Consider the following 747-nt stretch of genomic DNA (forward strand, 5'->3'; position numbering starts at 1 on the left):
GTGCGAAAGCTTTCCTTGAGTCTAAACGTGACAAGGACGGGCTTATTTCAGAAGAAGACGCGAAAACCTATGATGAGATGGAAGCGAAAGTGAAAGCTTACAGTATGGAAATTGAACGCTTGGAGCAGATGGAAAAAATGGATAAGGAGCTTTCAAAACCAACATCTGAGGCGATTGTTGCAAAACCTATGAAAACAGGTGTTAACCTTGAAAAACAAGGTCGTGCGCGTGACGAGTATAAGCAGGCGATGCTTACAGCTCTTAGAAGTAATTTTAAACGAGTCGATAACGTGTTGCAGGAAGGCGTGGACGCTGACGGCGGGTATCTTGTGCCGGAAGAATACGATAATCGTCTGATTGAAACGTTGAAAGAAGAAAACATTATCCGCTCTCTTGCTACCACGATTACTACTAGTGGAGAGCATAAGATTAATATTGCGATGAGTGATCCTGCAGCAGCTTGGATTGAAGAAGGCGCAAGCCTTAACTTTGGGGATTCCAAGTTTGCTCAAATCCTGCTTGACGCTCATAAGCTTCACGTTGCGGTAAAAGTTACTGAAGAACTCTTGTATGATAATGCGTTTAACCTCGAGAATCATCTTCTCACATCCTTCGGCATGGCGTTAGCTAACGCTGAGGAAGACGCTTTTCTTAACGGGGATGGCGTGGGAAAACCGACTGGTATTTTCAACAAGAAAGACGGCGGCACGTTCCTTAAAGAAACTACCGGTATTAAAACTGATGATC

1 protein-coding gene is annotated in these 747 nt (G+C 44.0%); it reads left to right on the forward strand.

Annotation, left to right across the window (positions count from 1 at the left end):
- On the forward strand, window positions 1-747 hold a 747-nt coding region (locus tag ACTJLE_RS06430; protein WP_481267901.1), incomplete at both ends, for a phage major capsid protein.

It is taken from the genome of Gardnerella sp. CCPDSM (assembly GCF_056754715.1).